This is a genomic window from Komagataeibacter melomenusus, from assembly GCF_013155395.1.
GTDB lineage: Bacteria > Pseudomonadota > Alphaproteobacteria > Acetobacterales > Acetobacteraceae > Komagataeibacter > Komagataeibacter melomenusus.
Genome location: NZ_JABJWC010000082.1, coordinates 1 through 6,045, shown reverse-complemented (window position 1 = coordinate 6,045; position 6,045 = coordinate 1). Strand labels below are relative to the sequence as shown.

The following is a 6,045-nucleotide window of genomic DNA, read 5'->3' as shown; positions in this document are numbered from 1 at the left end:
ACATGAACCGGCACGGGGGCGGGCGCGCCGAAGGGCGTGATGTCCCCGGTCATGAAATACAGCGGCGCCAGCCCCGGCACCGGCGGCACGCGGCGCATGAGCGGCAGCCCGTTGCGGTTGGCGATCTTTTCCCACTTTATGTCAGGGGTCACGGCATGGCAGTCGCCCTGCCTGAGCAGCGTCCTGCGCCATGCGGCGGAATGCTGGGCAAGCTGGGCGGGATCGGACAGGGCACGCAGGGCGGCATCATCCCCACAGGCAAGGGTGGGATGGGTCGCGCTGAACAGGCCCGCGGCGCTGGCGCTCGCGGGCAGCCACAGGAGCAGGCAGGCACTTGCCCATATCCGCATGATGCTCTTTATCCTTCCGGTCTGGTGAACTGGCTGGCGCAGACCCTGGGTATTAGCAAATCAAGGTGTGTTAACGTGCAGATGCCGATATGCAGAATACAGTTGTTCTTGTAAACAGGCTTTATTTAGTCCTGTATGTTTGAATCTTGATCCTGGCAAACAGGGTGGTACGAAAAAGTGGCATGTCCTTATCGGGTATCTGCCCCCTTGCCGCTCTTATGGCGATGTTCACGAACTTCGCGGATGCTCGGTGCGACATGTTGGAAAGCAGGAGCGGATGACTGACCGTTTTGCAGTAGTGCTGGCGCGCCATCCCGCCGTAACGGGCGCGGAAGGCGTGTGTTACGGCCAACACGACGTTGCCCTGGCCGAAGGCTGGGAGCGCATGGCCGATGGCCTGCGCACCGTCATGCAGGGCGTGGGGTGCCGGATTCTGTTCTCGTCGCCTGCGCGGCGGTGCCGTATGGTGGCGGAGCGGGTGGCGCAATTCATGAATCTGGAGTTGAGGGTGGATTCACGTCTGCGTGAGATCAGTTTCGGGGAGTGGGAAGGCCGTCCGTGGAGCCGAATCTCGCGCACGGCGCTTGATGCATGGGCGGCGGACGTAAGCGGGTTTGCCCCCCCCGGTGGCGAGAGCGGCAGTGCGCTGCGGGCCCGCGTGCGCCATTTCTGGACCGAGATGCACCAGCGTGGCCAGTCCTGTGCCATCATCACCCATGGCGGCCCGCTGCGCCTCATGCATGGCATGGTGCAGGGCACGGCGGGCAACCTGCTGGCGCCCTCGCCGCCCATGGGTTCGGTGCGGGTGATCGAGCAGGGCAGCACCCCGTTCAGCACAGTGCCGTCAGAACTGCGCATTCCGTCACGACTGCCGTTGCACCAAGAACGTCACCGGTCTGTCCGCCAAGTTGCCAGCGTGCAAGGCGGCACATGACCGCGCTGGCCACCATGGCCACGGCGCAGGCGGTCAGGGCGCTCAAGGCGGGCAGGAGTGCCGCGGCCAGCGCCACGGCAAGGCCCATGCAGGCCAGGAGCGCCGTGCGGGGCAGGTTGGCCATGGTGCTGGCCAGCCCGTTGTTGCGCGCGGGCGGCAGGCGCCACAGCACGCCCGCCATGGCGGCACGGGCCAGCGCGCCCGCCACCGGCAGGACCACGAGTGCCGCCGGCCCCGGCATGGCGGCAAGGGCGGTGGTCCGCACCAGCAGGGCCACGACCAGCGCCATCACGCCATAACTGCCCACGCGGCTGTCGCGCATGATCTCGAGCTTGCGCGCCCGGTCACTGCCACCGCCGCAGCCATCGGCCATGTCGGCCAGCCCATCTTCATGCAGGCCGCCACACACCAGCAGCAGCAGGCCCACGCACCAGCCCGCGGCAGGCAGGGGGGCCAGGCCAAGCCAGAGCGCCGCCCCGTAGGCCAGGGCCGCAAGCGTGTTGACGCCTGCGCCAATCAGGGGCCAGCACCATAGCGAGCGTGTCATGCTGTAGGGCAGCCCATCATGTGCCAGCCAGCCCGTGGGCAGGCGGGTCAGCAGCCCCAGCCCGCACACAAGGTCGGCGCGCAGTCGGGCCGCGATGCTCATTCCCGCCCGCTCACCTGTGCCTGCGCAAAGGTGGCCATGCCGCACAGGCACGCCACCGCCGCGCGCACCAGCCCCACGGCCAGTCCGGCACCCGAGCCTTCGCCCAGCCGCAGCCCCAGTTCCAGCAGCGGGTTCAGCCCCAGCTCGGCGGCAAGGTGGGCGTGGCCGCCTTCAGCCGAGCAGTGGGCCAGCCGCGTATGGGCCAGCCCGTCCGGCGCCATCACGCCCAGCGGGGCGACCGCTGCCGTGCAGATGAAGCCATCGACCAGCACGGGAACATCCCTGTACCGTGCCGCCAGAACCGCCCCGAATATGGCCGCGAGTTCATGCCCGCCCACATGGCGCAGGATCTCGAGCGGGTCGCGCATTCCGGCGTGATGGGCCAGTGCGCGGTCGATCACCGCCGCCTTGTGGCGCACGCCCGCCGCATCCAGCCCGGTGCCGCGCCCGGCCCATCGCGCGCCGCCCCCGCCAAACAGGGCGGCGCAGGTGGCGGCGGCAGGGGTGGTGTTGCCAATGCCCATCTCGCCCACGCATAGCAGGTCGGTGCCTGGCTGGAGCGCGCGCATGCCCGTGGCAATGGCGCGCAGGAAGGTGGCTTCATCCATGGCGGGGGCGTGCGTGAAATCTGCCGTGGGGCGCAGGTCTTCCACCTCGACCACGCGCAGCCGGGCGCCTGCCACGCGGGCGATCTGGTTGATGGCGGCGCCCCCCGTGCGAAAATTCTCGACCATCTGGCGCGTGACATCGCTGGGCCACGGGGTAACGCCCTGCGCGGTCACGCCATGATTGCCCGCGAAGACGATGATATCCACCCGCTCGGCCCGGGGGCGGTCGGTGCGCTGCCACTGGCCCGCCCAGCGCGCCAGATCCTCCAGCCGGCCAAGACTGCCCGGTGGCTTGGTCAACTGGCTGTCATGGCGGGTCATGGCGGCATCGGCGGCCATGTCGGCGGCGGGGAGATCGCGGCACAGCGCGCGCAGCGCGGCCATGTCCTGCGGTATGGAAAGACGGGATGGCATGGGCAGCGTTGTGTGGTCTTATGCGCGCCGATGCAAGATGGGGGAGGATAAAATGATGGCGGATGGCACGCAGGCCATGCCAGCAGGCCGGCAGGGCTGCATTTTCGTGCTTGGTGGCGCGCGCTCGGGCAAGAGCGCGTTTGCCGAGGGGCTGTTCACCCCCTGGCCCGCGCCCTGGACCTACCTTGCCACCTGCCAGCCCCATGATGGCGAAATGGATGCCCGCATCAGCCGCCACCGCGCCCGCCGGGGTGCAAACTGGCACACCGTGGAGGAACCGCTCGACCTGCCCCGCGTGCTTGATGCCGCAGGCACACGCCCCGTGCTGGTCGATTGCCTGACCTTGTGGCTGACCAACCTCATGCTGGCCGAACGTGACATTCCCGCAGCAACGCAGGCGCTGCTGGCCGCCCTCGCGCGCCGCGCGGGGCCTACGGTGCTGGTCTCGAACGAGGTGGGGCAGGGCATCGTGCCCGACAATGCGCTGGCGCGGCGCTTTCGTGATGAAGCGGGGCTTATGCATCAGGCTATTGCGCGCGGGGCCGCTCGTGTTGTCTTTGTGGTGGCAGGCCTGCCAATGGAGATGAAATGACCCTGACCCCTGAAGAAATCCGCCACCGTGAAAAAATGGCCAAGCGCAAGGCCGTGCAGGACCGTGAGGTGGAGAGCAAATCCATCGAGAAGGGGCTGCTGGCCGTGCATACGGGGGCGGGCAAGGGCAAGTCCACCGCAGCCTTCGGCATGGCGCTGCGCACGCTGGCCCATGGCGGGCGGATCGTGGTGATCCAGTTCATCAAGGGCGCGTGGAACACCGGCGAGCGCAAGGCGCTGGAACGTTTTGGCGATCAGGTGGAATGGCATGCGCTGGGCGAGGGCTTTACCTGGAACACGCAGGACCGCGCGAAAGACATCGCCAACTGCCGTGCCGCCTGGGATCAGGCCCGCGCCGCGCTGAAGCGCAGTGACGTGAGTATGGTGATCCTGGACGAACTCAACATCGCCCTGCGCTACGACTACCTGCCCATTGACGACGTGCTGGCCGATATCGCCGCCCGCCCCCCCATGCAGCATGTGGTGGTGACAGGCCGCAACGCCCGCCCGGCCATGATCGAGGCTGCCGACCTCGTGACCGAGATGACGCAGGTGGCGCATCACTTCAAGAAGGGCGTCAAGGCGCAGGCCGGGATCGAGTTCTGAGCATGGCGCGCGCACTCATGTTTCAGGGCACGGGCTCCAGCGTGGGCAAGTCCGTGCTGGTGGCGGGGCTGTGCCGGGCCTTGACTCGCCGGGGGCTGCGCGTGCGCCCGTTCAAGCCGCAGAACATGTCCAACAACGCCGCCGTAACCGCTGATGGCGGCGAGATCGGGCGTGCGCAGGCCTTGCAGGCGCGGGCGTGCGGGGTGCCGCTTTCGGTGCATATGAATCCGGTGCTGCTCAAGCCGCAGGGCATGACCGGCTCGCAGCTTGTGGTGCGCGGGCAGATGCGCGGGCAGGTGCGCGCGCGTGATTTCCAGTCCTTCAAGCGCGGGCTGATGCCCGAGGTGCTGGGCAGTTTCCACACTCTTGCCGATCAGGCCGACATCGTGCTGGTGGAAGGGGCGGGGTCCGCCTCGGAGGTCAATCTCCGCGCCGATGACATCGCCAATATGGGCTTTGCCCAGGCGGCGGATATCGATGTGGTGCTGATTGGCGATATCGACCGCGGCGGCGTGATTGCAAGCCTGGTCGGCACGAAGGTGGTGGTGGCGCCCGATGACGCGCGGCGCATCCGCGGCTTTATCGTCAACCGCATGCGCGGTGACCCCGCGCTATTTGCCGCAGGCATGGACGAGATCGCCCGCATGACCGGCTGGCAGGCCATGGGCCTCGTGCCGTTTCTCGACCGGGTGCGCGCCCTGCCAGCCGAGGACGCGGCCGATCTTGCCGCAGCTGGCGGCCCGCGCGGGGCGGGCCTGCGCATTGCCGTGCCCTGCCTGCCCATGATCGCCAATTTCGATGATCTCGACCCGCTGGCGGCGGAAGAGGGCGTATCACTGACCATGGTGCCGCGTGGGCAGGTGCTGCCCGACTGTGACCTGATCATCCTGCCCGGCGCCAAGGCCACCATTGCCGACCTGGCCATGCTCCGCGCGGAGGGGTGGGATACCGACATCCACGCCCATGTGCGCCGGGGCGGGCATGTGCTGGGCATATGCGGTGGCTACCAGATGCTGGGCCGCTGCATTGCCGACCCCGCAGGCATCGAGGGGCCACCCGCCACGGTGGAAGGGCTGGGCCTGCTGGACGTGACCACCGTGCTGGAGGGCCACAAGCGGCTGGAGGACGTGCGCGGCGAATTGCTGCCCGAACGCGTGCCCCTGCATGGCTACGAGATGCATATTGGCTGCACCGAAGGCCCTGATGCCGCGCGCCCGCTGGTTGACCTTGGCGGGCGGGCTGATGGCGCGGTCAGCGCCTCGGGCCGGATATGGGGCACTTACGTGCATGGCCTGCTGGCCGATGGCCGTGCGCGGGCTGCGTTGCTGGCGCGGCTTGGCGCAGGCTCGCACGCGCGGGACCATGATGCGACGGTGGATGCAGCCCTTGATGCGCTGGCTGACCATCTGGAAGGGTATCTGGATATTGATGGTCTGCTGGCCATGGCGCGCCCGGTGCGGGGTGGGTAAGAACAAAGTCTCGGGATGCTGCCTTTTTTAAAAACGTAGCTTTTAAAAACGTAGCGTTTTTCAGAAGTTTCTGGCTGGTGGCAGGCGGAACATACCATTGTCGCGATTGAGGAAAACGATATCCGCGATTTTCTTGCCAATGTGGAAGGGCAGCCGGAACGGGTCCGGTTCAGCATTGATGAGGACGAGCCGTTACCGCAGACCCGTGAAATCGCGCGCGAAAACAGCACCACGTAACGGAAGAAAACCCAAAGACGTTTTTGGTGAAGCTTTTTCCCAAAAGCTTCAAAGAAGCCTGCCTTTTTGGGGCCTGTTGGGAATTATCGTGAATTGATGATTGCAGCGGAGAGATAAATCATCGCTGCGAATGATCTGTCTGTCTTGTCGCTCCGCGTGGCGATACGCTTGAACTCCTTGAGCTTGC

At 66.8% G+C, this 6,045-nt stretch carries 6 protein-coding genes and 2 pseudogenes; 4 read left to right on the top strand and 4 right to left on the bottom strand.

Features of this window, described 5'->3' with window-relative positions; translation table 11 throughout:
- Nucleotides 1-350: pseudogene (locus HNW77_RS16780) on the bottom strand (restriction endonuclease); the annotation flags it as partial.
- A gap of 277 nt (nt 351-627) precedes the next feature.
- Between HNW77_RS16780 and HNW77_RS16775 the strand changes: the two are divergent.
- Complete coding sequence (locus HNW77_RS16775; RefSeq protein WP_172159223.1) at nt 628-1,284, top strand: histidine phosphatase family protein; 657 nt, start codon at nt 628-630, stop codon at nt 1,282-1,284.
- On the opposite strand, the gene cobS is transcribed toward HNW77_RS16775, so the two are convergent.
- Together cobS and cobT are read right to left on the bottom strand one after the other, a co-directional pair.
- A complete protein-coding gene (cobS, locus tag HNW77_RS16770) occupies nt 1,181-1,933 on the bottom strand; it encodes an adenosylcobinamide-GDP ribazoletransferase (protein WP_172159221.1) in 753 nt (250 codons plus the stop codon). The two genes, HNW77_RS16775 and cobS, sit on opposite strands and share 104 nt — an antisense overlap.
- Nucleotides 1,930-2,955 carry a nicotinate-nucleotide--dimethylbenzimidazole phosphoribosyltransferase gene (gene cobT / locus HNW77_RS16765; protein ID WP_172159219.1) on the bottom strand — a complete coding sequence of 342 codons (1,026 nt, stop codon included), beginning with the start codon at nt 2,953-2,955 and terminating at the stop codon, nt 1,930-1,932. Before cobT ends, cobS begins: the two co-directional genes overlap by 4 nt.
- On the opposite strand from cobT, the gene cobU reads away from it, so the two are divergent.
- From cobU to HNW77_RS16750, 3 genes are read left to right on the top strand one after another with little or no spacing between them, the layout of a single operon-like run.
- Nucleotides 2,954-3,547, top strand: a complete 594-nt coding sequence (cobU, locus tag HNW77_RS16760; RefSeq protein ID WP_172159217.1) for a bifunctional adenosylcobinamide kinase/adenosylcobinamide-phosphate guanylyltransferase — start codon at nt 2,954-2,956, stop codon at nt 3,545-3,547. The two genes, cobT and cobU, sit on opposite strands and share 2 nt — an antisense overlap.
- Nucleotides 3,544-4,152, top strand: a complete 609-nt coding sequence (gene cobO / locus HNW77_RS16755; RefSeq protein WP_172159215.1) for a cob(I)yrinic acid a,c-diamide adenosyltransferase — start codon at nt 3,544-3,546, stop codon at nt 4,150-4,152. Before cobU ends, cobO begins: the two co-directional genes overlap by 4 nt.
- Before the next feature lie 2 nt (nt 4,153-4,154).
- On the top strand, nt 4,155-5,621 hold the full coding sequence (locus HNW77_RS16750) for a cobyric acid synthase (protein ID WP_172159213.1): 1,467 nt from the start codon (nt 4,155-4,157) through the stop codon (nt 5,619-5,621).
- A 320-nt stretch (nt 5,622-5,941) separates the two neighbouring features.
- On the opposite strand, the pseudogene HNW77_RS17885 reads toward HNW77_RS16750, so the two are convergent.
- A pseudogene (locus HNW77_RS17885) lies at nt 5,942-6,045 on the bottom strand (IS5/IS1182 family transposase); the annotation flags it as partial.

Coding starts and splice junctions, on each gene's coding strand:
- cobS (WP_172159221.1), bottom strand. CDS start 1,933: ATGAGCATCGCGGCCCGACTGCGCGCCGACCTTGTGTGCGGGCTGGGG.
- cobO (WP_172159215.1), top strand. CDS start 3,544: ATGACCCTGACCCCTGAAGAAATCCGCCACCGTGAAAAAATGGCCAAG.
- HNW77_RS16775 (WP_172159223.1), top strand. CDS start 628: ATGACTGACCGTTTTGCAGTAGTGCTGGCGCGCCATCCCGCCGTAACG.
- cobT (WP_172159219.1), bottom strand. CDS start 2,955: ATGCCATCCCGTCTTTCCATACCGCAGGACATGGCCGCGCTGCGCGCG.
- cobU (WP_172159217.1), top strand. CDS start 2,954: ATGGGCAGCGTTGTGTGGTCTTATGCGCGCCGATGCAAGATGGGGGAG.
- HNW77_RS16750 (WP_172159213.1), top strand. CDS start 4,155: ATGGCGCGCGCACTCATGTTTCAGGGCACGGGCTCCAGCGTGGGCAAG.